Source organism: Mesorhizobium sp. C089B, assembly GCF_030323125.1.
Classification (GTDB): domain Bacteria; phylum Pseudomonadota; class Alphaproteobacteria; order Rhizobiales; family Rhizobiaceae; genus Mesorhizobium.
In genome coordinates this window covers 4,218,958-4,243,366 of sequence record NZ_CP100469.1, presented here as the reverse complement: position 1 = coordinate 4,243,366, position 24,409 = coordinate 4,218,958, and the positions used below count along the sequence as shown (strand labels likewise).

General features: G+C 63.8%; 17 protein-coding genes and 2 pseudogenes. 8 read left to right on the top strand and 11 right to left on the bottom strand.

Features of this window, described 5'->3' with window-relative positions:
• Nucleotides 1-6: 6 nt before the first annotated feature.
• Nucleotides 7-213 carry a hypothetical protein gene (locus NLY44_RS20975; RefSeq protein WP_023688850.1) on the top strand — a complete coding sequence of 69 codons (207 nt, stop codon included), beginning with the start codon at nt 7-9 and terminating at the stop codon, nt 211-213.
• Between the two features lie 17 nt (nt 214-230).
• Here NLY44_RS20975 and NLY44_RS20970 read toward each other — a convergent pair whose 3' ends face one another.
• Both NLY44_RS20970 and NLY44_RS20965 read right to left on the bottom strand, forming a co-directional pair.
• Entirely contained in the window at nt 231-857 is a 627-nt protein-coding gene (locus tag NLY44_RS20970) for a DUF1062 domain-containing protein (protein ID WP_023806397.1), read from the bottom strand.
• A 340-nt stretch (nt 858-1,197) separates the two neighbouring features.
• Nucleotides 1,198-2,231 (bottom strand): annotated as a pseudogene (locus NLY44_RS20965) (L-idonate 5-dehydrogenase).
• Nucleotides 2,232-2,372: 141 nt separating this feature from the next.
• Between NLY44_RS20965 and NLY44_RS20960 the strand changes: the two are divergent.
• Nucleotides 2,373-2,987 carry a LysE family translocator gene (locus tag NLY44_RS20960; RefSeq protein ID WP_023712044.1) on the top strand — a complete coding sequence of 205 codons (615 nt, stop codon included), beginning with the start codon at nt 2,373-2,375 and terminating at the stop codon, nt 2,985-2,987.
• Nucleotides 2,988-3,516: 529 nt separating this feature from the next.
• Here the strand turns inward: NLY44_RS20960 and NLY44_RS20955 are convergent.
• Both NLY44_RS20955 and NLY44_RS20950 read right to left on the bottom strand, forming a co-directional pair.
• The gene (locus NLY44_RS20955) at nt 3,517-4,467 is read right to left on the bottom strand and encodes a hypothetical protein (protein ID WP_156935557.1); all 951 of its coding nucleotides are present in this window, start codon (nt 4,465-4,467) and stop codon (nt 3,517-3,519) included.
• A 7-nt stretch (nt 4,468-4,474) separates the two neighbouring features.
• Nucleotides 4,475-5,038: a peroxidase-related enzyme gene (locus NLY44_RS20950; protein WP_023806396.1), complete on the bottom strand. Its 564-nt coding sequence runs from the start codon at nt 5,036-5,038 to the stop codon at nt 4,475-4,477.
• 130 nt (nt 5,039-5,168) lie between these two features.
• Here NLY44_RS20950 and NLY44_RS20945 point away from each other — a divergent pair, with 130 nt between their 5' ends.
• Entirely contained in the window at nt 5,169-9,959 is a 4,791-nt protein-coding gene (locus NLY44_RS20945; RefSeq protein WP_023806395.1) for an NAD-glutamate dehydrogenase, read from the top strand.
• A 261-nt stretch (nt 9,960-10,220) separates the two neighbouring features.
• Nucleotides 10,221-11,599: pseudogene (locus NLY44_RS20940) on the top strand (MFS transporter).
• A 44-nt stretch (nt 11,600-11,643) separates the two neighbouring features.
• Here NLY44_RS20940 and purH read toward each other — a convergent pair.
• The 3 genes from purH to NLY44_RS20925 form a co-directional block, all read right to left on the bottom strand.
• Nucleotides 11,644-13,260 (bottom strand): bifunctional phosphoribosylaminoimidazolecarboxamide formyltransferase/IMP cyclohydrolase, encoded by a 1,617-nt coding sequence (gene purH / locus NLY44_RS20935; protein WP_023737927.1) that lies wholly within the window; start codon nt 13,258-13,260, stop codon nt 11,644-11,646.
• A 106-nt stretch (nt 13,261-13,366) separates the two neighbouring features.
• Nucleotides 13,367-15,091 carry a heparinase II/III family protein gene (locus tag NLY44_RS20930; RefSeq protein WP_023732954.1) on the bottom strand — a complete coding sequence of 575 codons (1,725 nt, stop codon included), beginning with the start codon at nt 15,089-15,091 and terminating at the stop codon, nt 13,367-13,369.
• A gap of 217 nt (nt 15,092-15,308) precedes the next feature.
• Entirely contained in the window at nt 15,309-16,166 is an 858-nt protein-coding gene (locus NLY44_RS20925) for a helix-turn-helix transcriptional regulator (RefSeq protein WP_444848998.1), read from the bottom strand.
• 99 nt (nt 16,167-16,265) lie between these two features.
• On the opposite strand from NLY44_RS20925, the gene NLY44_RS20920 reads away from it, so the two are divergent.
• Nucleotides 16,266-17,177: a phytanoyl-CoA dioxygenase family protein gene (locus NLY44_RS20920; protein WP_032905197.1), complete on the top strand. Its 912-nt coding sequence runs from the start codon at nt 16,266-16,268 to the stop codon at nt 17,175-17,177.
• A gap of 258 nt (nt 17,178-17,435) precedes the next feature.
• Here the strand turns inward: NLY44_RS20920 and NLY44_RS20915 are convergent, their stop codons facing one another.
• Together NLY44_RS20915 and htpX are read right to left on the bottom strand one after the other, a co-directional pair.
• Nucleotides 17,436-18,821 carry an RsmB/NOP family class I SAM-dependent RNA methyltransferase gene (locus NLY44_RS20915; RefSeq protein ID WP_023806394.1) on the bottom strand — a complete coding sequence of 462 codons (1,386 nt, stop codon included), beginning with the start codon at nt 18,819-18,821 and terminating at the stop codon, nt 17,436-17,438.
• Nucleotides 18,812-19,837 (bottom strand): zinc metalloprotease HtpX, encoded by a 1,026-nt coding sequence (gene htpX, locus NLY44_RS20910; RefSeq protein ID WP_023747330.1) that lies wholly within the window; start codon nt 19,835-19,837, stop codon nt 18,812-18,814. The genes NLY44_RS20915 and htpX overlap by 10 nt, the downstream gene beginning before the upstream one ends.
• Nucleotides 19,838-19,942: 105 nt before the next feature.
• Here htpX and NLY44_RS20905 point away from each other — a divergent pair, with 105 nt between their 5' ends.
• Complete coding sequence (locus NLY44_RS20905; protein WP_023688862.1) at nt 19,943-20,149, top strand: DUF1674 domain-containing protein; 207 nt, start codon at nt 19,943-19,945, stop codon at nt 20,147-20,149.
• Between the two features lie 86 nt (nt 20,150-20,235).
• Here the strand turns inward: NLY44_RS20905 and NLY44_RS20900 are convergent, their stop codons facing one another.
• Nucleotides 20,236-20,901 carry an HAD-IA family hydrolase gene (locus NLY44_RS20900; RefSeq protein ID WP_023704958.1) on the bottom strand — a complete coding sequence of 222 codons (666 nt, stop codon included), beginning with the start codon at nt 20,899-20,901 and terminating at the stop codon, nt 20,236-20,238.
• Nucleotides 20,902-21,080: 179 nt separating this feature from the next.
• On the opposite strand from NLY44_RS20900, the gene NLY44_RS20895 reads away from it, so the two are divergent.
• Both NLY44_RS20895 and NLY44_RS20890 read left to right on the top strand, forming a co-directional pair.
• Nucleotides 21,081-21,950 (top strand): transglutaminase-like domain-containing protein, encoded by an 870-nt coding sequence (locus tag NLY44_RS20895; RefSeq protein WP_023693194.1) that lies wholly within the window; start codon nt 21,081-21,083, stop codon nt 21,948-21,950.
• A gap of 387 nt (nt 21,951-22,337) precedes the next feature.
• Complete coding sequence (locus NLY44_RS20890; RefSeq protein ID WP_023806393.1) at nt 22,338-23,606, top strand: class I SAM-dependent methyltransferase; 1,269 nt, start codon at nt 22,338-22,340, stop codon at nt 23,604-23,606.
• Between the two features lie 65 nt (nt 23,607-23,671).
• Here NLY44_RS20890 and NLY44_RS20885 read toward each other — a convergent pair whose 3' ends face one another.
• On the bottom strand, nt 23,672-24,409 hold the full coding sequence (locus NLY44_RS20885) for an MOSC domain-containing protein (RefSeq protein WP_023806392.1): 738 nt from the start codon (nt 24,407-24,409) through the stop codon (nt 23,672-23,674).

Here is a 24,409-nt window from a genome sequence, read left to right as displayed (position 1 = left end):
CGCGCAATGAGCGACAAACTGGTCACGGCTGCGGTATTCGACAATCGGCCCGAGGCCGCGGTCTGCATATCGATGCTTCAAGCCTACGGGATTTATGCATTTTCGGCGCATCTCGATACGAGCGGGCAAAGCCTGACCCATGTGCAGGTCGCCGACAGCGATCTCGAAGCGGCCAAGGGTTTGATCGCTTCGACCTCTGAAGAGAGCGATTAACCCCTGGCCGCAGCGGCTCATCCTCCGGCCGCCGAGATGATGACTTCGCGATCCGCTTCGCCGGCTAGGTCGATGCGGATGGTCGTCCCCTCGCGAGCCGGCTTGCGCAAAGCCTTGGCTCCCTCCGGAAAGACGGTCAACACCAGCTTCTCCTCCAGTGCCTGAAGCCGCGACCGCGAGATGCCGAGTTCGCCGGCGAGCAGACGGTCGAGCCGCAGCGATGTCGGCATTTCCAGCCCAAGCCTGATTTCAAGCGCGGCTGCGGGTTCGCCTTCGCCGCCGAGCCGGTGTTTGTGAACGGCGACATCGGGAAACTCCTCGACGCGGCCGACCCGGTTTCGCAAAGCCACGACATCGAAGGCATGGCGGCGGGCGAGGGCCGGATCGTTGCTTTCGAGCGCTGCCAGCAGCGCGGGTTCGATGTCGCGGCGGTTGCAGCGTTCGAAAATGCCGAAATTCCACGAATTGTCGCAGTCGATGCAGCGATAGATCAGCCAGACATCAATGCGTTTGCCATTGGCGTTGACGCGGAATTTGTCGCTGCAGCGATAGGCTTTCACGGCGCTGCAGCGGTTGCAGTGGACCAGGGGTCGAGGCGCGATTTCGGGCGTGATTGCCCAGTGGATAGCGAGATGTTGGGACAAGCCGGAAGACCTTCCAGTGTGGAAGTTCTTCAGGTCGGCAATGGCGAGATGCCCATGCGGGCACGGCGTGGCGAGAGCTAGCTATGTCGGAAATCAGCTGTCACGGGCGGCAAAGCGCGCGACAACGGTTCAGCAGTGCCAAACCGGTCTCGAACCGCCGCCTGAGGAACACGTGAAATGGAGCAGGCACCGCTTAGTGCGGCGCCCTGCCAAGTGTGATCAGGGGAGTTGGCGAGACCGGCGGTTACTGAGGCAAAATGAAGCTCGAAATGAATGTCGGGACGGTTCTTCTAGCGGCAAGATGCCGAGCGGGCAAGGTTCATAGGGTGTCTCGCCCTGCTCAGGCGAAGGCGATCTGTACCTTCATCGATTTGTTGCGGTCGCCGGCGATCTCGAAAGCCGCAACCGCCTCGTCCATTGGATAGATGCCGGTCAGCAGCGGCTTAACGTCGACGCGACGGTTGTTGATCAGATCGACGGCCAGCGCGAACTCGTCGTGGAAACGGAAGGAGCCGCGCATTTCGATCTCCTTGGCGACGATGAGATTCTGAGGCAGCGACATGTCGCCGCCTAGGCCGAGCTGCACGAGCACCCCGCGCGGCTTCAGCACATCGAGCCCGGCTCGCACCGCGCGCTCATTGCCGGAGCATTCGAACATGACGTCGAAACTGCCCTTCTCGACATTGTAGCCAGCGAGCTTGTCGGCATCTGTGGCGACATTGATGGTGCGGTCGGCGCCGATCTCGTTGGCCTTGGCCAGAACCGCGTCCATGACATCGGTGACGACGATCTCACGCGCGCCGTGGACACGTGCGGCAAGGATGCTGAGCGCACCGATCGGCCCGCAGCCGGTGACCAAGACCCGCTTGCCGAGCAGCGAGCCGGCGCGGTTGACGGCATGCAGCGTTACCGCGAACGGCTCGGCAAAGGCGGCTTCGTTGATGGAGACATAATCGGCGATCTTGTGGCACTGCCAAGCCTCGGCGACGAGGCGCTGGCGGAAGGCCCCTGTATGTGCGGCATCGGCATGGCGCTGCCGTAGAATCGCATGTCGAGGCATTGGTTCTGCACGCCCTGCAGGCAGTATCGGCACGCATTGCAGGGCCGGCTGGGCGAAATAGCGACGCGGTCGCCGACGGCGAGGCTGGAGACGCCGGCGCCAAGCGCCTTCACCGTGCCGGCGACCTCATGTCCGAGGATCATAGGCTCGCGCAGGCGCACCACGCCGAAGCCGCCATGATTGTAGTAGTGCAGGTCCGAGCCGCAGATGCCGCCGGCCTCGACCGATATTTCGACCTGTCCGGCGCCAGGCGCGCCCGAATCGGTCTCTTCGATGCGCAGGTCTTTTGCGGCGTGGATGACGATTGATTTCACGGCCGCGATCCTTTCTCAAACCGCTGGCACGGGCAAGTCCGATCTCCGAAATGTGTCGCGTTCGTTGGCCCATCAGGCAGAGGGGTGCCAAATTGACGCCGATCGGATATTCTTCGCCATCCAACGCTCGAAGGCTCCGTCATGCACCTCACCTCGCTCCTGATCTTCGCCGCCGCTTTGTTCGTCGCCGCCGGTTCGCCCGGACCGTCGATCGCAGCCCTTGTCGCCCGCGTCATCTCGAAGGGCTTTCGCGACGTGTTCCCGTTCCTGCTTGCCATGTGGATCGGCGAGGGCATCTGGTTGTCGCTGGCGGTGTTCGGGCTGGCGGTCGTGGCGCAGACGTTTCATTTCGCCTTCGTCGTCGTGAAATGGGTGGGCGTCGCCTACCTCGCTTACCTCGCCTGGAAGATGTGGACGGCGCCGGTCGAGGCCAGGGAAGGCGAGATGCCGCGTGAGGATTCGCCGCTCAAGCTCTTCTTTGCCGGCATGGCGGTGACGCTCGGCAACCCCAAGATCATGATGTTTTATCTGGCCCTGCTGCCGACGATCATCGACCTTGCTTCGGTCAGCGTCATCGGCTGGGTCGAACTGACGGCGACGATGGCGGTTGTGCTCATCGCCATCGATCTCGCCTGGGTGATCGCGGCGTCACAGGCGCGCAAGCTGTTGAAAAGCAAGCGCGCCATGAAGATCGCCAACCGCGTCAGCGCCACGACGATGGCCGGCGCCGCCGCGGCCATCGCGGCGCGATCCTGATCGCCTTTCTATGGCACCTCAAAACTAGACTTTGTCCAACAGGTCCATGCTGTCGCCGGTGCCCACTTTCCAGCCGGCGAAGCATCCCAAAACGCCACAGGCGCGCATCGTTCGCCAACATAAAGCCAGCGAACGCCGCCACGTCCCGGGTAGATGGAAAACCCGACGCCGATGTTTGCAGCTTCGGAGCCGCACTCGGTGCACGCCCATCGTTCCGGCTGGGCTTCGTCCCAAAATTCCTCGCTGTCGCAGATAAGATGCTCGGAGCCACAGGCTGTGCATGTTCGTCGCGCTACACCCTCGTCATCGTCGGCATCGAGGAGAAACGAGATGGAACCGCACTTGCAGCGGGCGAGCCTGAAGTCGTGAACCTCATATCCTTCGGAGGCATACCCCTCCAGGTATTCTGCGATGTCCGTGGTTCCCTCCAACCCACCATTTGCCTGAGGTGTCTATGGTCATGAGTTATCTCGTCTATGGCGTGATATCGTTCGTTCGGCCGCATATCGATGGCCGCCGTTACGACTCTCTATTTAGCTGTCGGCGTAACAGTTATGTTCCATATGTCGCCGAACACCTTTGTCCTGTTCTGCCCAATTGCCTCAAGCTTTTCCTCGTACAAAACATGTCTGGTCACGCCGCTATCGATGTCGACCGTGCAGTCAGCTGTGTTTGATTTGTGAACCGCAGCATCGGTACGGACGATCTGCTTCTCCGTTTTACCCGTTTCTGGATTCAGTTTCTCGACCGTGTCGACAAGAACCCCGGAGAGTTTCTCGGCATCCGAGGTCATGTGGAATTTCAACGTTGCCGTCCGCGCAATCTGATCGACGCCAACGAGCAGACTCGAGCGCGAATTGGCGAAGGGGTCACCGGCTTCATTTAGCGTCGTGTCGGTCGACGCTGTTTCCCTGCCTATGGGTAAATCGCTGTTCTGGCAGGCCGCTATGATATCAAGTTCCTGTAGGAAGTAAGGAACAGCCGTCTCGGGAGTTAGACCCGCGAAAAACTTACGAATCGTATTTTGAGCTGCTTCGTGATTGGCGTATTTGGGCAGTGCGAACAGCTCCTTCTCGACGACGTCTCGAAAAGCTGGCCAACTCTTCAGGGCAACAGGCGCTCCCCGAATGTCGGTATCGAACTCGATGCGCATTCCGCGAAGCGCCGAGACGGTAGCCCAATTGTAAAGCGGGACTGGCCCGCTGCTAAGTTCTGTAGTGGTCCAGGCAGAGGAATAGCCGCCTTCGCGGCTTTCTATCACTTCATATCGACCGCTGATCCTGCCTCTTTCCGTTGAGGTGACGCCGCGATCGGCAATCGTCTTCGTCCGCTCTATTTCGACAAGCCAGACTTGTCCCGCGGTTGGTTGGTAGGGAAGGGAAATGGATGCGCCGGCGGGGGCGGTTGTCTCACCATGCGTTTCATGGCCTACCAGCAAAACCGATACGATGGCGGCTGCAAAGATAGAAGCTCGAACCACTTAACCCTCACCTCGCCATGGCGTGGTATTCGTCGTTCGGCTGCATGTCGATGGCCGCCGCCACGCGGTTCGACATGTTGAAGAAGGCGGCGGTCGAGGCGATGTCCCAGATGTCGCGGTTGGTGAAGCCGGAGTTGCGCAGTGCTTCCCTGTCCCCCTCGACGATCTTTGCCGGCTGTTCCGTCAGCTTGACGGCGAATTCGAGCATCGCCGTCTGTTTCGGTGAAAGATTGGCAGCGCGGAAGTTCATCACCATCATCTCGCCGAGAGCCGGATCGCCGGAGAGCTGGCGCACCGCCGCGCCATGCGCGGTCAGGCAATAATAGCAATGGTTGATCGAGGAGACGACGACCGCGATCATCTCCCGCTCCAGCTTCGACAGGCCGGATTCACTCAGCATCAGATCATTGTAGGTGTCGGTAAAGGCGCGCAGCTTCTTCTCGTCGAAGGCATAGGCAAGAAGCACGTTGGGAACCAGGCCGAGCTTTTCCTCGCATTTGGCGAAATAGGCTTTTGTCGCCTCGCTCAGCTCCGCGATACCGAGGTCAAGTGCGCTGATTTTGCCGGACATGGGGTCTCCTCCTGGTTCACCGCCGCCTGACCGTCGAATTCCTGTAATTCTTATCGAGCCGTCAAACCTTTGTCGCCAAACAGCGGTCATCTGCTACCATAGTCGTAAAAGCATGTGACGGGAGGACAACATGGCGAGCGTGAAATCCGCAGCTAAGCCGAAGAAAACAGCCACTGCCGGGGTGAAACCCGACGGGAAGCCGGCCAGGCTCGCCGACTATCTGCTGGCCCGCGCGCCGGCCGAAGACATTGCCGCCTATGACGCCGCCGACCTGGAGCGCGCCGCCGACCTGGCAGGACGTGCGGTCGCCGCCCACAAGAAGGGCCAAAGTGTCGTCGCCGTCGATGCCGGGTCGGGCGTCTCCCGCGAGGGCCGCCCGATGACGATCATCACCGTCGTCAACGACAACATGCCGTTCCTGTTCGATTCGATCCTCGGCGAGATCACAGAAACTGCCGGCGAACCGACTTTGGTCACCCATCCGGTCATCGTCGTGCGTCACGGCAAGGCCGGCGTCGACGAGATCCTCGGCGACGGCAGCGCCCTCAAGGACGATGGCAATCACGACCGGCTGAGCGTCGTCCATGTCCATATTCCGCGCCTGACGGCGGAGCAGGCCGACGCGCTGGCCGACCGCCTGCGCAAGATGCTCAACCAGGTGCGCGCCGCCGTCAGCGACTGGAAGCCGATGCTCGCCCGTCTCGACCAGGCGATTTCCGAATTCCGCTATTCCGCCGTGCCGCTCGACAAGAAGAGCGTTGCCGAGGCCATCGCCTTCCTTGAATGGCTGCGCGACGACAATTTCACTTTCCTTGGCATGCGCGAGTTCAAATATTCCGGTGGCGCGGAGAGCGGCAATCTAGAGCGCGCCGACAAACCCGGTCTCGGCATCCTCGCCGACCCGGATGTGCTGGTGCTCCGGCGCGGCACCGAGGCGGTGACGACGACGCCCGAAATCCGCGCCTTCCTGCATGGGCCGGAGCCGCTGATCGTCACCAAGGCCAACGCCAAGTCGCTGGTGCACCGCCGCATTTATCTCGATTATATCGGCGTCAAAACCTACACCGCCAAGGGCACGCTTGCCGGCGAGTTGCGCATGGTCGGCCTGTTCACCTCGACTGCCTACACGCGCTCGGTGATGAAAATCCCGTATCTGAGGTCAAAGGCCGAGACCATCATCGCCAAGTCCGGCTTTGACCGGCACGACCATTCCGGCAAGGCACTGATCAACGTTCTGGAGAGCTATCCGCGCGACGAACTGTTCCAGGTGCCGGTGCCGATCCTGAAGAAGCACGCCGCGGCCATTCTCGGCCTGGTCGAGCGGCCGCGGGTGCGGGCGCTGGTGCGCGCCGACCAGTTCGACCGCTTCGTCTCGATCCTCGTCTTCGTGCCGCGCGACCGCTATGACAGCGTCGTGCGCGAGAAGATCGGCACCTATCTCAAGACCGTCTTCGAGGGCCGTTTGTCGGCTTACTATCCGGCTTTCCCCGAGGGCGGGCTGGCGCGTGTGCATTTCATCATCGGCCGCTCCGGCGGCAAGACGCCGAAGGTCGAGCAGGCGGTGATCGAAGCGGCGATCCGCGACATCGTGCGAACCTGGGACGACGCGCTGGCCGAAGCCGCGGAAGCCGTCGGCGGCGATCCATCGCTGAAGGCGATCGCCGCGCGTCTGCCTGAGAGCTATCGCGATTCCTTCAGCGCGGCCGTCGCGCTGAAGGATGCGGGGCGCATCGCCGGCATCAGCACCGCCAACCCGATCGCCATCGACTATTACCGCCATGCCGAGCAGAAACCGCATCAGGCAGCGCTGAAGATCTACCACCACGGCAGCCCGGTAGCGCTGTCGCGTCGCGTGCCGGTGCTGGAAAACATCGGCTTCCGCGTCATCAGCGAGCGCACCTTCGAAGTTGGCGAGGACGGCGGCGACACCGTCTTCGTCCACGACATGGAACTGGAGAACAGCTACGGCAAGCCGATCGACCTCAGCGATGGCGGCGCGCTGTTCGAGGACGCGTTCCTGTCGGTCTGGCGCGGCGACATCGACAATGACAGCTATAACGGGCTTGCCCAGACCGCCGGCCTGTGGTCGGGCGAAGTCAGCATTCTGCGCGCCTATGGCCGCTACCTGCAGCAAGCCGGTATCCCGCAGAGCCAGGATTTCATCGCGGCCGCGCTCAACCGCTATCCCGACATTGCGCGCGGCCTGCATGCGCTGTTCGTCGCTCGTCTCGGCCCGACCGCCGAGACGGAAGGCGTGATCGCCGCCAAGCACCTCAAGGCCAAGATCAAGGACGCGCTGGAGGAAGTCCCTAACATTGATGACGACACGATCATCCGCCGCTATCTCAATCTGATCGAAGCCTCGTTGCGCACCAACCATTTCGTTGCGGGAACGAAGGCGCGGGGCCAGTCGCTGGCGATCAAGCTGGACTCGCAGGCGGTCGAAGGATTGCCAGCGCCGCGGCCGTGGCGCGAGATCTTCGTCTATGGTTCCGAGGTCGAAGGCGTGCATCTGCGCTTCGGCCCGGTTGCGCGCGGCGGCCTGCGCTGGTCGGACCGCGCCCAGGATTACCGCACCGAGGTGCTCGGCCTGGTCAAGGCGCAGCAGGTCAAGAACGCCGTCATCGTGCCGGTCGGCGCCAAGGGCGGCTTCTATCCGAAGAAGCTGCCGATGAGCGCCGGCCGCGACGCCATCTTCGAGGCCGGCACCTCGGCCTACAAGAATTTCGTTTCCAGCCTGTTGTCGATTACCGACAATATCGGGCTGGACGGTGTCATCCCGCCGGCCGGCGTTGTCAGGCGCGACCCCGACGATCCCTATTTCGTCGTCGCCGCCGACAAGGGCACGGCGACCTTTTCCGACACCGCCAACGCCATCAGCGAAAGCCACGGCTTCTGGCTCGACGACGCCTTCGCCAGCGGCGGCTCGGCCGGTTACGACCACAAGAAGATGGGCATCACCGCCAAGGGCGCCTGGGAAGCGGTCAAGCGGCATTTCCGCGAGATCAACCGCGACATCCAGACCACCCCCTTCACCGTCGTCGGCGTCGGCGACATGTCGGGCGACGTGTTCGGCAACGGCATGCTGCTGTCGCCGCAGACCAGGCTGATCGCCGCCTTCGACCATCGCGACATCTTCATCGATCCCGATCCAGACAGAGTGGCGTCGATGGCCGAGCGCGAGCGCATGTTCGCGCTGCCGCGTTCGTCCTGGCAGGACTATGACAAGACCAAGCTGTCGGAAGGCGGCGTCATCGTCTCGCGCAGCCAGAAGTCGATCACGCTGCCTGCGGCAGCGGCGGCGGCGATTGGCCTCGCCAAGACCACCGCGACACCGGCCGAGATCATGACCGCCATCCTCAAGGCGAATGTCGATCTGTTGTGGTTCGGCGGCATCGGCACGTATTTACGGGCCTCGGGCGAAACCAATGCCGAAGTCGGCGACCGCGCCAATGACGCCATCCGCATCACCGCGCTCGATGTGCGGGCCAAAGTGATCGGTGAGGGCGCCAATCTCGGCGTCACGCAGCGTGCCCGCATCGAATTCGGCATGAATGGCGGTCGCTGCAACTCCGATGCCATCGACAATTCCGGCGGCGTCAACTGCTCCGACGTCGAGGTCAACATCAAGATCGCGCTGGCGTCCGCCATGCGCAAGGGGTCGCTGACCCGGCCGGCGCGCAACAAGCTGCTGGCCGAGATGACCGACGAGGTCGCCGGCCTCGTGCTGTCCAACAATTACGAACAGACGCTGGCGCTCTCCATCGCCCGCAAGCGCGGCCTTGCCGACATCGCGCACCAGAGCCGGTTCATGGCGGCGCTGGAGGCTCGGGGCCTGCTCGACCGCGCTGTCGAGACGCTGCCGTCGCCGGCCGCCCTTGCCGAGCGCGAGGCGCGTGGCGAGCCGCTGACCCGGGCGGAGCTTGGCGTGCTGCTCGCCTATGCCAAGATCGTGCTGTTTTCCGACATCGTCGCCAGCGACGTGCCGGACGACGCGCATTTCGACCGCGACCTGATGGGCTATTTCCCCGATCGGATGGCGAAGAAATACGCGGCCGAGATCCATGGCCACCGGCTGCGCCGCGAAATCATCGCCCGCGTCGTCGCCAACGATCTCGTCAATCGCGGCGGACCGTCATTCGTCAACCGGCTGCAGGAAGCCACGGGGCGCAGCGCGGCCGACGTGGTGCGCACCTTCGCCGTGGTGCGCGACGGCTTCGCCCTGCCGGCGCTCTATCGGGAGATCGATGCGCTGGACAGCCACATCGACGGCCAGGCGCAGCTCGATCTCTACCAGTCCGTCAGCCGGCTTATCTTCGTGACCAGCGGCTGGTACCTGAAGAACGATGCCGGCACCGCAGCGCTCGGCCAGCGCATTGCCGAACTGCAAGAGGCGCGCATGGCGCTGGAGCCGAAGCTGCTCTCGCTGCTACCGGCCTTCTCGCGCGAGCGGGTCGAGGAGCGGCGGCACGGCCTCTTCAAGGCCGGCGCCCCGGAAAAGCTCGCCGGGCAGCTGGCAATGGCCGATGTGGCGGGACTGATCCCCGACATCGCACTGACGGCGCGCACGGCCAATGCCGACGTCGTCGCCTCGGCCAAGGCGTTCTTCGCCGTCAGCGATGCCTTCCGCATTCCGCGCGTCGAAGAGGCGGCGCGTTCTATCACGCCGTCGGACTATTACGACCAGCTGGCGCTGTCGCGCGCCACCGACACGATCGGCGCGGCGCGGCGCGGCATCGCGGTGGCGGCTCTCGCCAGCCATACCGGGACGGCGGATCCTGTGGCGGCCTGGCTGGAAGCCGGCGGCGAGCGCGTGGCGCGCATTCGCGAGCGGCTGCAAGCGCTGACCGAAGGCGGGGATATCACCGTGTCCAGGCTGTCGGTGGCTTCGGGGCTGATGAGCGATCTGACGGGGATGTGAGGCTCGGGACTTTACCCTCCCCCTTGTGGGGAGGGTCGCTGCGAAGCAGCGGGGTGGGGTGCGGCACCGACCCCACCCGGACCTTCGGTCCGACCTCGCCACAAGGGGGAGGTAGGGGCGCGGCGCCTTTCTTCGCGTCTCTATGCAGGTAGACAGCGGCGACATCCAGGTGAGGGGCAGCGCGAATCTTTGGCGGTTTGCATGAGCATTCGAAACATGCAGACATGGCGTCCGACAAGCGCGGTGTCCGGGGGAATCATCATGGCGGCGGTAGATGCAGTGCAGCGGGCATCGGGACGCGGCATCTGGGGTGGATGTTCTTCGACTGGGCGGCGCAGCCGTTTTTCACCGTCGTCACCACCTTCATCTTCGGCCCTTATTTCGTCTCGCGCATGGCGAGCGATCCGGTCTCAGGCCAGGCGGCCTGGGGCTACGGCATCGCTGTTGCGGGCCTGGTCATTGCCGTTTTGTCGCCCATCCTCGGCTCGATTGCCGACCAGACCGGGCCGCGCAAGCCGTGGATTGCGTTCTTCGCCTCGATCAAAATCATCAGCCTTTGCCTGCTATGGTTTGCCGCTCCCGGCTCGAATCTTTTCCTGGTGGTGCTGTTCTTTTCTCTCGCTTCGGTCGCGGCGGAATTCTCGACCGTGTTCAATGATTCGATGATGCCGCGCCTGGTGCCGAAGAGCGAGATCGGCCACGTCTCCAACATTGCCTGGGGCCTTGGTTATCTCGGCGGCATGATCGCGCTGATCTTTGTCGTCGCTTGTCTGGCGGCTTCGCCGGAGACCGGCAAGACGATCATCGGGGTCGACCCGCTCTTTGGGCTCGACCCGAAACTCGGCGAGGACGCGCGCGCCACCGGGCCGCTGTCGGCCGGCTGGTATTTCCTGTTCATCCTGCCGATGTTCTTCTTTACGCCGGACGCCATCAAAGGCATTCCGATCGGGCCGGCGGTGCACGAGGGGCTGTCGGAACTGAAGTCGACGCTGACTGAAGTGCGCCGGCGCAAAGGCATCTTCCGCTTCCTTGTCGCCCGCATGATTTATCAGGACGGCGTCAATGCGCTGCTCGCTTTGGGCGGCACCTTTGCGGCAGCGATGTTCCACTGGTCGATCACCGAGATCGGCATGTTCGGCATCATCCTCAACGTCGTCGCCATCGTCGGCTGCCTGGTTGCCGCATGGCTGGACACCGCGCTTGGCTCCAAGACCATCGTGATGATTTCGCTCGCCCTGCTCAGCATCGCCACCATCGGCATCGTTTCGACCGGGCCAGGCTACACGTTGTTCGGCGCCTGGATGATGCCGGGAGCCGATAGTGGCGGCCTGTTCGGCACGGCGGCGGAAAAGGCCTACGTTTTCTATGGCCTGCTGATCGGGCTGGCGTTCGGACCGGTGCAGGCGTCGTCACGCTCCTACATGGCGCGCAGCGTGACCGCAGCCGAATCCGGCCGCTATTTCGGCATCTATGCGCTGGCCGGAAGGGCGACGAGTTTCCTGGCGCCGTTCATGGTGGCGTCGATCACGCTCGCCAGCGGCTCGGCGCGGCTCGGCATGGCGGCCATCGTGCTGTTCCTGGGCGTGGGGATCGCGATATTGATCTGGACGCCGTACCCGGCGGATCAGCCGGTGGAATAGCGCCGCACTTTTCCTTCTCCCCTTGTGGGAAAAGGCAGAGGCGCTCAATGCCTGAAATGCCTCACGCCGGTAAACACCATGGCGATGCCATGCGCGTCGGCAGCGGCGATGACGTCTTCGTCGCGCATTGAACCACCGGGCTGGATGACGGCAGTGGCGCCGGCTTCGATGGCTGAGATCAGCCCGTCGGCGAAAGGGAAGAAAGCGTCGGAGGCGACCACCGAGCCCTTGGTCAACGGCTCCGCGAGGCCAGCTGCTTCCGCCGCGTCGAGCGCCTTGCGGGCGGCGATGCGCGAGGAATCGACGCGGCTCATCTGGCCGGCGCCGATGCCAACCGTGGCGCCGTCCTTGGCGTAAACGATGGCGTTCGACTTGACGTGCTTGGCGATGCGGAAAGCGAATTTGAGGTCGGCCATCTCGGCCGCCGTCGGCGCGCGCCTGGTCACCACCTTGAGCTCGAGATCGTCGACCACCGCGTTGTCGCGGCCCTGGACGAGCATGCCGCCAGCGACGGATTTCACAGTGATGCCGCCGGCGTGCGGATCGGGCAGACCGCCGGTGACCAGCAGTCGCAAATTCTTTTTGGCGGCGATGATGCGGACAGCGTCCTCCGACGCGTCCGGCGCAATGATCACCTCGGTGAAGGTTTTTACGATCTCCTGAGCCGCTTCGGTATCGAGGATGCGGTTCATGGCAACGATACCGCCAAAGGCCGAAACCGGGTCGCAGGCCAGCGCTCTCGCATAGGCAGCAGCCAGCGAAGCGTCCTCGGCGACGCCGCACGGGTTGGCGTGCTTGATGATGGCAACGGCGGCGCAGCGGTTGGGATCGAACTCGCCGACCAGCTCGAAGGCGGCATCGGTGTCGTTGATGTTGTTGTAGGACAGCTGCTTGCCCTGCAACTGGCGAGCCGTGGCGACCCCGGGCCGCTTGTCGCCATTGACGTAGAAGCCGGCGCTCTGATGCGGGTTCTCGCCATAGCGCATGACGCTTTCCAGCCTGCCGCCGAAGGCGCGCCAGGTCGGGTGCTCGATCTCAAGCGTTTCGGCGAACCAGCCGGAGATCGCCGCATCGTAGCTGGCGGTGCGGGCAAAGGCCTTGGCCGCCAGCTTCTGGCGGAAATCCAGCGACAGCGAGCCGATGTTCATCTCCAGCGCGTTCAGCACCGAGGCGTAGTCGCCGGGATCGGTGACGATGGCGACATAGGCGTGATTCTTGGCCGAAGCGCGGATCATCGCCGGGCCGCCAATGTCGATGTTCTCGACAACAGCGGCATAGTCGGCGCCGGAACGGCGGACCTCCTCGAACGGGTAGAGATTGCAGACGAGCAGATCGATCGGCTCGATGCGGTGATCGTGCATCGCCTTGGCGTGTTCGGGATCGTCGCGCACGCCGAGCAGTGCGCCATGCACCGACGGGTGCAGCGTCTTGACGCGGCCGTCCATGATCTCGGGAAAGCCTGTCAGTTCCGAGACGTCACGCACCGCCAGCCCCGCCTCGGCGATCGCCTTTGCCGTACCTCCGGTCGAGACCAGCTCGACGCCGGCCGCGACCAGCCCTTTGGCGAAGTCGGTCAGGCCGGTCTTGTCGAAGACGGAAAGCAGGGCGCGGCGGACCGGAACGAGGTCGGGTGCCGGAATGTTCTTGGCGGCGACGGCCATGGGCTGGCGGCCTTTCAGGGCTGATTGGAGAGCGTTGCCGGGCCGTAGCACATGAGGTCAGGAAATCAAGCCGGAAGCTCGATCAAGCCGGCGCCGGCAACGACGCTCAGCTGTTCTCGGGATAGCCGGCGATGCCGGTGCGCGTGAGCTGCCAATGCACCTCGGCGATCTCCGAGGCCTTGAAGGCGAGCACGATCTGGCGGCTGCGGCGCGGGCCGCCAAGGCCGGCGAAATAGATCGATTCCTCGACCTCCGGCACCACTTCGGTGCAGGTGAACACCCAGGTGTCGGCCTGGTCGGCGGTCAGCACCAGGCGGTCATGCTCGTCCTGCAAAAGGTTGATATCAGGGTGGATGTGGAAGCGCACCACGACGAAGTCGCGGCCATTGTTGCGGATCGCCGCACCGCCCGGGCGGAGGAAGCGATCCCTGCCGGCGAGCACATTGCCCTCGCTCGACAGTTTCAGCTCGCGCTCATGCAGGAAGCCAAAGCGTTGCATATAGCCGTCATGGCGGGCGATGAAGCCTTGCGTGCCCTTCTGGTCGATGCGCTTGCAAGGCACATGCTGCGGGCCGCCGAGCAAGGGTGAGCCGAGCAGGTCGTTGACGCGCAGCGAATGGGAAAACCGCGCCGACGAGGTGTCGTTGATGGTGGCGGTCGAATGCGCCGCAGTGGCACGGGCCAGCGGCCGGAACTCGGCAGCGCCATAGGTGTCGATGCCGGCATTGACGATATAATGCTGGCGACCGGACGAGAGTTCGAAGGCCAGGCACCCGGCATGCGCGGCGTTGGACACATCGACGGCCGGCGACGGGCCGGTATCGGCAATCACCGTAACGCCGCCCATACACAGCCGCTCATAGCCGGAATGCGGCGCGTGCAGCAGCGGCGCGCCGGCGGTGTCGTCGTGGCGCAAGATGGTGGCAATGCGGTCGTGGATGGTCGCGCCCATGCCGTTGAAGCGGGCCAGGCTGCCATCCTGATGGCGGAAGAAACGGAGCGCCGGCAGCATGCGGTCGATGGCGCCCATCAGGGCTGCCGGTGGCGTTTCGGCCTGATTGGCATAGGTCTGACGCAGCGGCAGGAGATCGGCGAGCAGTTCGAGAACCGCCATCGGGTTGCGCGAAATATGGCCGCCGTCGGGAAGGATCTGGCGGTCGAGTTCTTCCGCCAGGTTGCGGGTGGCGCCGCGCAGTGCCGAGGCCGGCGCCGGCAGCGACAGCGCGGCGAAGGCAAGCGCGATGCGAGCGCGCAGCCTGTCCTTGCCGTCCGGCATTTCGCGCGCCATCGAGCGGAGATAGCGGATCTGCACGGCGAGCGATTTCAGGAAGGCGCGATAGAACGGAAATTCGGCCCCTTGTAGGACAACCGAGGAGTGTTGCAACCAGGCAATGACTCGCTTGGCGGTGGTGCCGGGCTCCCAAGCTATGCCGGAAATCTGGTTGCCATGCATGGCGATCCAGTCGGAGACAAGCGCGCGTGCATTGGCGGCGGCCAGCTCGGTGCCGGCGGCGCGCATATGGCGCAGCCAACGAAAGCCGTGCAGCGTCTTCACCCAGCCGCGATTGGCGACATCGATCTGGAATGGCGATTTGCCGCCGGTCTCGACGAGGTGTCCCGACAGCGGATAGCGGCCATAGTAGATCTCGAGCGCGATCTGCGGATCGGCGAGCCTGAGGTCGGGCGGTGCAATCAGGACGCGTTCGGGCGTGCGCCCGGAATAGCGCCAGCGATAAACTGGCCCCGCGCGAAGGCGCCGGCGCGTCTTGCGCCAAAACTCCTTAGCGACAAGCGTCCACAGACGTGTCGTGCTGCCGGCAGCCAGTGCCAAAACCCCTCCTCGTCGCCTGGAGATAGAGCATGCTGTCGCCCGAAAACCGCGTCACACTTTTCGGCATCATGTTCCGGTACCCCAGCACAAGCTTATATGATTCAAGAACTTATGCGAAGTCGAATTCCGCCGACGTGAAGCGCCTCACGCTGCCGGCCACCGACCCACCCCGAAAAAAGTCAAGCGCTTCGCGGGTTTAAGCCCGGCAATCCTGCACTCACTTGCGGTTGTGGCGAGACCGAAATTCGCTGGGCGAACAGTTTTCGCGGTCGCGAAACAGACGGGAGAAATAGAAGGCGTCGTGGATGCCGACGGCGGCCGCAATGGACTCGATGGGCGAATCGGAGGCGGCCAGCATCTGTTTGGCGCGGTCGAGCCTCGTGCGCAGTTGGAAGGCCTTGGGCGACATGCCGGCTGCCCGCGCAAATCTGCGCCGCAAGGTTGCCGGCGACATCGAGAATTTCGCGGCGAAGGCATCGAGATCGACCGGGTCGCACGCGCAGCGGCGCAATTCGTCGACGATGGGCTGCATGTCGGCGGCATCCTGGAGGCTGGGGTTTCGTTGACGGTTGTTCCAATCCATTGCCTGGCGGGCGGCACGCACGACGATGCGATGCATCGTGGCGGCGGCTTCTGCCTGGCTCAGCATCGTATCGAGCGACAGCTCACCATGCAGCCTGTCGAACAGCCGCTGCATTTTGCCGAGGTCGCGCAAGGGGACGACAGGGGCGTCCTCGGCAATCAGCCGCAGCCGGGTGAAATCGCGTATCAAGGCGCCGTCGAAGAGCGCCCAGCGTTCGAGCCAGCCCGATGCGTCCGGCCCGTAGGAATGCATCCTCCCGGGAAGCAGCCAGAACAGGGCCGGCGCTTGGATCGTCTGCATGCCGGCAGTCCTGGTTTCAAGCCAGCCTTGACCGTTCTCAATCAGCACCACGGCGAATTCCGGCAATTTGCGCGCTTGGATCGCCTGCGTGACGCGATGCCGACCAATCCCTGTAACCGACAGGCCGCCGGCCGCGGCCGGTGCGGATCTGTAGAGTGCGTAAGAGAGATCGTTCATGAGCGAAAAGTCCATGGCTTCGTTACGTCCATGGGCGAGTGTGCAAACAGTATGACATTTCCAGCTAAGGATGGAAAATCGCAGGTGGCTGAAATGTCAAGCTCAACAGGTGGCATGCAACGACGGAGTCCTGTTGCGTCAATCGATCTGAACGCCAACGGCAAGACATTATCGATGGCGCCGAACCGGTTGGGTCATCTCGTGCCAACCGACGCCGGGATCGGCATCGATGCCATTCGAGGCCTCCTTGCCGAGCAAGGCTATGTCTGGCTGAAAGGTATCCTGCCGCGCCGCGACGTCATAGATTTTCGCGGCTGGGTGTTTTCGTATCTGGCCGACACCGGCTTGCTGCAGCCCGGGTCCGATCCCGCGCTTGGCCTGGCGGCCGGCACGTTCGACCGTCAGCTCGCCGATCGCCGGTTGATGGCGCTGGTTCGCTCCACCGCCTATGAAGGGTTCTGCGCACAGCCCCGGATGGCCCGGCTGATGGATGCGTTCGTCGGCGGGCTGTCCTATTTGCACAAGCGCAAGATCATGCGCTTCACCCAACCGGGCACCACCGTGGCGACGCCGGCGCATTACGATCTCGTCTATCTTCGCGGCGGCACCAGCCGCATCGTCACGGCCTGGATCCCGATCGGCGACGTTCCCGTCGACATGGGCGGACTGGTTTATCTCGAGGGATCGCACGCCATCGGCCTCGACATGGAGGCCCGGTTCGCCAGGGACAATGCCGGGCTGAGCCCGCAGGAGCGCATCAGCGCCTACAACAGGAACATGAGCGAGGGCGGCTGGGTGTCGAAGGACCTGCCCGACATGGCGGAGCGGTTCGATACACGCTGGCTGATCGCGGACTTCGAGGCCGGCGATGTCGTCCTCCACTCGCCCTACATGATCCACGCCTCGACGACCAACCAGAGTGCGGAGGGGCGTATCCGGCTCTCCACCGATATCCGCTACCAGAATGTCGATGATGAGATCGATGCAAGGTGGGGGAAGCACTGGTCCCTGGACGACATGCTTTAGGGGGCGCAGCCGTTCGGGATTAGTCGAGGCATTCGCACTTCGTCATCCCAGGGCGAAGCAGGAGCGAAGCTCCGTCGCGGAGGCCCTGGGATCCATTCCGTGACCTTGGCCGTGGGTTGCAGCGGAGCAGAATTCTGCGTCGTAGCGGCGCTCATGTGTCGCGGCATGGCATCCTCGGGTCTGCGCTGCGTCGCTACGCTCCTTGCTCCGCCCGTGGATGACGAAGTCACGAAGGGCTGCGGCTCTGCCGACAAAATCCTAGGCGACACGTCGCATGCGGGCGGCGAAGAAGCCGTCCAGGCCGGAAACCCCTGGCGAACCAAGGTCAAGATCGGCGGGTGTGGTGCGCAGCGTGCCTTGCGGGGTCAGGAAGGCGTCGATGCCAGCGATTTCGCCGGGCTGCAGCGGATCGTCGGCGACGGTCTTGTTGCCGGCCAGAAAGGCGCGATACAGATCCTCGCCTTCGATCGGGTCCAGCGAACAGTTGGAAAAAACAATCCGGCCGCCCGGTTTGACCAAAGTGACGGCGCGGGCGAGCAGCTTTGCTTGCAGATCGGCTAGCTTTTCGACGTCGGCTACCGTCTTGGTCCATGGCACGTCCGGGTGGCGCCGAACCGTGCCGGTGGAAGAGCAGGGCGCGTCGAGCAGGACGGCGTCGAAAAGCTCCGCCGGCTGGTATTTCAGCAGATCGGCCTGCACGATCTCGGCGGACAGCCCAAGCCGTTCGAGGTTCTGCGTCAGCCGCGCCAGCCGGTTCTTCGAGGTGTCCAAGGCGGTGACTTTGGCGCCGGCAAGGATAAGCTGAGCGGTCTTGCCGCCGGGGGCGGCGCAGAGGTCGGCGACGCGTAATCCTTTGACATCGCCGAACAGCCGCGCCGGAAAACTGGCGGCGGCGTCCTGGACCCACCATGCGCCTTCGCTGAAGCCCGGCAGTTCGGTGACGGAGGCGCTGAGCTTTTCCACTCGCACCGTGCCGGTCGGCAGCACGATGCCGCCGAACTTTTCGGCCCACAATTCGGGATCGGCCTTGACCGTGAAATCGACCGGCGCCTCAACGCGATGCGCCGCCAGGATCTGTCTGGTCATCTCGGCGCCATAGGCAGCCTTCAGCCGGTCGGAGAACCATTTTGGCGCCTCATCGGTGGCGGCAAGAGCGGCAGGCAGTTCGGTCTCCTTGGCGCGCGCCAAAGTGCGCAGCACGCCGTTGACGAGGCCGGAAAAGCGCTGCGTGCGTGGGTCCGACTTGGCGTGGGTCACAGCCAAATCGACGGCGGCGCTGTCGGGGATGTCGAGGAACAGGATCTGCGCCGCCGCAACATGCAGGATGTGCAACAAAGCTGTGGCGTTGGGCGGCAGCGGCTTTTCAAGGCGGCGGGCGAGGAGCCCGGCAATGGTCATGCGGTAGCGCAGCGCGGTCACCAGTATGGCGCGCACCAGGCCGCGGTCGCGCAGGTCGAGCACTTTGTATTGCGGATGGCCGTTCTCGTGGTCGGTCAGCCCGTCGAGCGGCGTCTTGGCGTCGATCACGGCGGCCAGCAGCCGCGCCGCGGCCTTGCGCGCGGCGAAGCCGGCGACGAATTCGTCCGAGCTGTTTTCGCGATCGCCTGAATGTGCGGGCCGGGATCTGGCGCCGCTCACGACCACGGACCTTTGGGTCCGGTCGGATTGCGGCCCCACGGATTGGCTTTCGGCTTGGCCGGTTTGGTCGGCTGCGTGGGGCGTGCTGCCTTACCCCACGGACCTTGCTCGGCATCGGCCGGGAATTCTTCTGTTTGCTCTGGCGTCGGCGCCTGGCGCGGCGCCGGCTGGAGGCCTGCCATGTCGCGCGCCATCGCCTGCAGCGCGGCGATGCGGTTGTCGGTGTTCGGGTGGGTCGAAAACAGGCTGTCCATGCGCTCGCCGTGAAGAGGATTGATGATGAAGAGATGCGCGGTCGCGGGATTGCGTTCGGCATCCGGGTTGCGGATGCGTTCGGCGCCGCGGGCGATCTTGTCAAGCGCCGATGCCAGCCAAAGCGGATTTCCAACGATTTCGGCGCCGCGCCGGTCGGCCTCGTATTCGCGGGTGCGGCTGACCGCCATCTGCACGATCATGGCGGCGAAGGGCGCGACAAGCATCGCCACCAGCACGCCGACAAAGCCGAACGGGTTGTTGTTGTCGCGGCTGCCGCCGAAGAAGAAGGCGAAATTGCCGAGCATCGAGATGGCGCCGGCGAGTGTCGCGACAATGGTCATGGTCAGCGTGTCGCGATGCTGGATGTGGGCCAGCTCATGCGCCATGACTGCCGCCACCTCCTCATGCGAAAGGCGCTCCAGCAGCCCGGTCGAGGCCGCGACCGCGGCGTTCTCTGGATTGCGGCCGGTGGCGAAGGCGTTCGGCTGCGGATTGTCGATCAGATAGGTCTTGGGCATCGGCAGGCCGGCCTGCTTGGCCAGCGCCCCGACGATGGCGTGGAATTCGGGTGCGTTCCTGGCATCGACCTCGACGGCGCGGTTCATCGACAGCACCATCTTGTCGGCATTCCAGTAGCTGAACAGATTGGTGCCCGCGGCGACCAGGAAGGCGATCATCATGCCGCCGGTGCCGCCGATCAGAAAACCGACGCCCATGAACAGCGCCGTCATCGCGGCCAGGAGCATGGTGGTGCGTAGCGTGCTCATCATCTGCTCCCTGTGCGGCCGTGGCAAAAAAAGGTCGATCGGGGTGAACTCATGGCTATATGATGGGAAACGCCGCCCTTCGTTTCAATCCGCCCGGACTATCGCATGACCGACCAACCCAGCAAAGCTGATGCCGACCGGGAGAAGGACCTGACGCCGGCGGCCAGCCGGGCGCTGGCTGAAGCCGAGGCGCGCCGTGAAGCGTATCGCCAGAAGGAAGCTGCGTTGCCGAAGGAAATCGGCGGCCGCGGCGGCAAGGAACCCGGCCGCTACGGCGACTGGGAAGTGAAGGGACTGGCTAGCGATTTCTAGGGGTTCAGGAACGGAAGAACTGGGGAACTGGTGAACTGAAGAGTTGAAGAAAAAGGCGCATAGCAGTCCTCCAGTCCTCCAGTTCCTCAGGCCGCGCTGCGCTGTGCCCCCAGCGTCATCCAGCCGCTGTCATCGATGGCGATGGAGACGGTTTCGTAGCCGCCAATCGAGTTGTGCTGAGTCGTCATTGGATGCTGGTGAGTGGCGCTGATCACCATCACCGACGCGCCCGCTGCTTCCGCCGCCGCGATACCGGCCGGTGCGTCCTCGAAGACCAGACAGTCGCCGATATCGACGCCGAGCCGTTTTGCCGCCAGCAGGAAACAGTCGGGCGCCGGCTTGCCGTGCGACACATCCTCGGCCGCGACCACCAAGGCGGGAACCGGGATGCCGGCGGCCCGCATGCGCAGCAGCGCCAACGGGCGCGGCGCCGAGGTGACGATCGCCCAGCGCTCTGGCGGCAAAGCGTTGAGGAACGGCACGGCGCCGGCGATCGGCAGCACGCCTTCGACATCGTCCGACTCGGCCTGCAACAGCACAAACGCCTCATGAACAGGGTCGAGGCCGGGAAGCGCCAGCCTGGTGATGGTCTCGACCGCCCGCACGCCATGGATCGTCGGCAGGAAGGCTTCGACGTCGAGACCGTGCTTAAGCGCCCACGCCGCCCAGACGCGCTCGGCCGAGGCGATCGAATTGAGCACCGTGCCATCCATATCGAACAGGAACGCGGCGAATTTTCTGCCTGCAAACATCAGATTTTCCACGGGGTTAGGGATCGTTTCGGGAGGGTCGAAACATGTCATGCGACCGTAACGTCGCCACGCCTGCCTGGGAAGCCGCGGGAGAGCCTTTCGATAGTTCCAGGGAACCATGGTCCCGCCTCTGGCGTTTTGAGCATACTGTTTTCCACGGGATCGAAGGGGCAATCATTGTGCTGATCCGGCTCGGCTACGAAATCGCCATTGAATGCGTCGGCGCCACGCCGGTCATCTCGCTGCTTGATATCCACAGGGATCGTCAGGCCGACATCAAACGGCAGACACGCGTGCTGACGTCGCCTTCAGTGCCGAGCAAGGTCTATCACGATCTGTTCGGCAATACCTGCCGCCGCTTCACCGCACCCGCCGGCAGTTTCCGCATTCTCTATGACGCAGCCGTCGAGGACAGCGGGGAGCCTGACGCGGTCAACACGCTGGCCAGGGAAGTGCCGGTGGCGGAACTGCCGGACGATGTGCTCGGCTACCTCCTCGGCAGCCGCTATTGCGAGACCGATCATCTGAGCAGTCTGGCCTGGCAGCTTTTCGGCCATGTTCCCTCCGGCTGGGCGCGGGTGCAGGCGATCGTCGACTATGTCCACAACCGGCTGTCCTTCGGCTATGGCTATGCGCGGTCGACGCGCACCGCAGCCCAAGCGCATGAGGAGCAGGTTGGTGTATGCCGCGACTTCGCCCATCTGGCGATCACGCTCTGCCGCTGCATGAACATCCCGGCCCGCTATGTGAACGGCTATCTCGGCGACATCGGCGTGCCGGCCGACCCGGCGCCGATGGATTTTTCGGCCTGGATGGAAGTGTTCCTCGACGGCAAATGGTACACGTTCGACCCCCGTCATAATCGTCCGAGGATAGGCCGCGTCGTCATCGCGCGCGGTCGTGATGCCACGGATGTGCCGCTGCTGCACAGCTTCGGCCCGCATCAGCTCTCGCTGTTCAAGGTCTGGACCTATGAGCAGGAAGGCAATCTGTTCAACCCGCCCTATCACGGCGTCGACAAGACCGTCAGTGCGCGGATGCTGGCGTGACCGGATTCTGATTCGCTTCGACACACAATCCGGAAATGGAAAAGGCCGCCGCTTCTTGACGAAGCCGGCGGCCTTCCGTGTTTCCGTCCGTGGCGCGGCCAATGGCGGCGACCGAGGTCACCCGCCGCGCTTATCGCGCCTTAACGGGAAGACTGCTTCCCGAAAGTGCAATCCGCTGAGGCCACGTTCTGGAAAACGAAATCACTCGACATCGGATCACCTCCTTTCGATTTGTTGAACACGTACAGATGATGGGGTGCGTTGCAGCAAAAAACAAGATGCCGATTTGAAATAGCCGGCGAGCCGCCTTTTGCGCCGGGTTGCGAAGAGCCGCGAGGGCGGGCAAAATCCGTGCAAGGTGGATTGTCAGGACTCGGGAGGATGGCCATGGAGGCAGCCGAGAAGGCCGCGCGCATCGTGCGAACGGTGATCGAAACGCTGAGGCCGGGTTTTGCGGTCAAGCTGTGGACCGGCGAGCGGATCGGTCCCGCCACCGGGCCCGTGCTCACCATCAACGACCAGGACATCGTCTGGCAGGTGGTGAAGCGGCCATCACTGTCGACGCTGATCGAGATGTGGATCTCCAAGACGATAGACATCGAAGACGGGACGATTTTCGATTTCTACGCACTGCCGTCGCAAGGCAAGCTCAGGACCAAGCTCAAGTCGCTGCCGAAGCTGGCGATCCTGCGCGACCTGCCGGCGGTGCTCCTGTCACGCAAGCAGATGAGTGCACGCACCGATCTGTCGGGTCGCAACCCCTATGTCAGCGGGTCGAGCCAGGAGGCGATCCAGCATCACTACGACATTTCGAATGCCTTTTATCGGCTCTTCCTCGACGAGCGCATGGTCTACAGCTGCGGCTACTTTAAGGATTTCGCCGATGGCATCGACCAGGCGCAGGCCGACAAGCTCGACCATATCTGCCGCAAGCTCAGGCTGAAATCGGGCGAAAAGCTGCTCGACATCGGCTGCGGCTGGGGCGCCATGCTGATCCATGCGGCCAAAAATTATGGCGTCGTCGGCCATGGCGTGTCGCTGTCGCAGGCGCAGACCGATCTCGCCCGCGAGCGCATCCGCGCCGAAGGGCTGCAGGACCGCATCACCGTCGAGATCAAATCCTATGCGGAGCTCAAAGGCTCCTTCGACAAGATATCGTCGATCGGCATGTTCGAGCATCTCGGGCTCGCCAACCACGCCACCTATTTCAAGACCATCCATCGCCTGCTGAAGCCCGGCGGCATCTATCTGCACCACGCCATCACCAGGCGCAGCAAGGGCGACTTGAAGAAAACCTTGCGCAAGGGGCCGGAGTTCAAGGCGCTGCTCAAATACATTTTCCCAGGCGGCGAACTCGACACGATCGGCATGACGCTGGGCAATCTGGAGGCGCATGGCTTCCTGGTCTACGACGTCGAGAATCTGCGCGAGCACTATGCGCGCACCTGCCGGCTGTGGGCCGAGCGGCTGCAGGCTCGCTTCGACGAGGCGGTCGCCGAAGTCGGCGAGGCCAAGGCACGGCTGTGGCTGCTTTATCTCACCGGCTGCTCGATCACCTTCGAGCGCGCCTCGGCGCAGATTTTTCAGACCGTCGTCACCAAACGCGCACGCGGCCCGAGCGGGCTGCCGCCGACACGGGCGGATCTGTATCGGTAGGGATAGGATTCGGGGCCGAACCCCACGCTTTCCAAGGTCTGCGATTCGCTGCCTCGCGGTAGGGCCTACACGAACCGCATCGGCGCGCCGATCTCGACGCGCGCCGGCCTGTCCACAGTGCAATAGACGCCAAGATTGTGCGCGTTGTGGCGGACCAGATTGCGCAGGATGCCGGGATCGTGGTCGAAGCCGTCCTGGCTGATGATGGTGAAGCCGCAGCGGCGGCACGGCTCCGAGACGGTCACCAGCAGATCGCCGATGGCGAGCTTGCGGCCAATCCATTCGGTCTCGGGAAACGAGCCTTCGACCGCCGCCATGTCGACAACTATGTTGGGGCGGAAGCGGCGCGGATCGGGAATGCCTTCGGGGTGCAGCGCCTTGAGCCGCGCCAGCGATGCGGTGGTCAAGAGATGGATCGGCGCTTTGCGGTAGCGCGCCGCGGTGAGCGGGCCGGTGTAGTTGGGGGCATTGTCCTGGCTGAACGGCCGGATCGAGGCGGCGAAGCCGAGATAGGCCGAGATGGCTTGGTCGCATTCCACACCCGGCACTGCCAGCCAGTCGCCGCCGGGAGCGGCGATCTCCAGCTCGCGATCGTTGGTCAGCCGGGTGCGGATGCGCGGCACCTTGTGCCACTTGGCGTCCCGGTCGGGCCGCGCGATCTCATTGTCCGAGACATCGACAAGGCCGAACAGCCGGTCGCCGTCGATGGTTTCAAGGCCGACCGAAATGGCGTACTGGCGTTCGCCGGCAAGCGAACTTGCGGGGTAACGCCAGAGCTCCGTGACTGCGCCCAGTGCAGCCAT

What these genes read in the sequence shown, in the direction of transcription:
- NLY44_RS20975 (WP_023688850.1), top strand. Translation starts at nt 7, where the DNA reads ATGAGCGACAAACTGGTCACGGCTGCGGTATTCGACAATCGGCCCGAG.
- NLY44_RS20960 (WP_023712044.1), top strand. Translation starts at nt 2,373, where the DNA reads ATGCACCTCACCTCGCTCCTGATCTTCGCCGCCGCTTTGTTCGTCGCC.
- NLY44_RS20950 (WP_023806396.1), bottom strand. Translation starts at nt 5,038, where the DNA reads ATGTCCGGCAAAATCAGCGCACTTGACCTCGGTATCGCGGAGCTGAGC.
- NLY44_RS20945 (WP_023806395.1), top strand. Translation starts at nt 5,169, where the DNA reads ATGGCGAGCGTGAAATCCGCAGCTAAGCCGAAGAAAACAGCCACTGCC.
- purH (WP_023737927.1), bottom strand. Translation starts at nt 13,260, where the DNA reads ATGGCCGTCGCCGCCAAGAACATTCCGGCACCCGACCTCGTTCCGGTC.
- NLY44_RS20925 (WP_444848998.1), bottom strand. Translation starts at nt 16,166, where the DNA reads ATGGACTTTTCGCTCATGAACGATCTCTCTTACGCACTCTACAGATCC.
- NLY44_RS20920 (WP_032905197.1), top strand. Translation starts at nt 16,266, where the DNA reads ATGCAACGACGGAGTCCTGTTGCGTCAATCGATCTGAACGCCAACGGC.
- htpX (WP_023747330.1), bottom strand. Translation starts at nt 19,837, where the DNA reads ATGAGCACGCTACGCACCACCATGCTCCTGGCCGCGATGACGGCGCTG.
- NLY44_RS20905 (WP_023688862.1), top strand. Translation starts at nt 19,943, where the DNA reads ATGACCGACCAACCCAGCAAAGCTGATGCCGACCGGGAGAAGGACCTG.
- NLY44_RS20900 (WP_023704958.1), bottom strand. Translation starts at nt 20,901, where the DNA reads ATGTTTGCAGGCAGAAAATTCGCCGCGTTCCTGTTCGATATGGATGGC.
- NLY44_RS20890 (WP_023806393.1), top strand. Translation starts at nt 22,338, where the DNA reads ATGGAGGCAGCCGAGAAGGCCGCGCGCATCGTGCGAACGGTGATCGAA.
- NLY44_RS20885 (WP_023806392.1), bottom strand. Translation starts at nt 24,409, where the DNA reads ATGGCTGCACTGGGCGCAGTCACGGAGCTCTGGCGTTACCCCGCAAGT.